At 67.1% G+C, this 678-nt stretch carries 1 pseudogene; it reads left to right on the top strand.

The features are described 5' to 3' along the window. Nucleotides 1-678, top strand: a pseudogene (locus KGA66_RS29305) (hypothetical protein); the annotation flags it as partial.

Genomic DNA, 678 nt, shown 5'->3' with positions numbered 1-678 from the left:
GTCGTTGAGTGTGGACCTGTCCTCGGCGCGGGGGGCGTCGACGGGCGTGGGGGAGGGGTTCTTGTACGGGTTCAGTGAGGACGGTACGCAGCCGGCGGACCAGTACATCCAGCCGTTGGGGATCAACGCGTTCCGTGGCGGGGGCTGGTTCTCCGGGGGCTGGATCAGGGACAACTACCAGCTCGGTTCGGCGACGCAGGCCGACATCAACTCGATCCTGGCCGAGGCCAAGCGGCTGACCCAGCCGCCGTATCACGCGCAGTACCAGGTGCTGCTGACCGACCTGTACGGCCTGAACGGCGGTCAGCCCTCGAACACGATGTACCCGTGCGACAACGGCAACTGCTCGAACTGGGCCACCTTCATCGACCAGACCGTGGCGGCGTTGCAGGCCTCGGGCCTGAAGCTGGCGTACGACATCGACAACGAGCCGGACATCTCGGTGTTCTGGAAGGCCGGGGTCAACAGCACCCAGTACTTCCAGATGTGGGACACCGCCTACCGGGAACTGCGCAAGGTGGCGCCGGGCGCCACGATCGTCGGGCCCTCCTTCGCGTACACCCCGCTGCGCAACTCCGGCGAGTGGTCCACGTGGCTGGCGCACGTCAAGTCCGCGGGCACGGTCCCGGACATGATCACCAACCACGACGAGGGCGACGTGGACGACCCGGTGGCCGT

The organism is Actinocrinis puniceicyclus, assembly GCF_018283645.1.
GTDB lineage: Bacteria > Actinomycetota > Actinomycetes > Streptomycetales > Catenulisporaceae > Actinocrinis > Actinocrinis puniceicyclus.
Note: the sequence above shows the minus strand (reverse complement) of the source record. Positions and strands in the feature narration are given on the sequence as shown.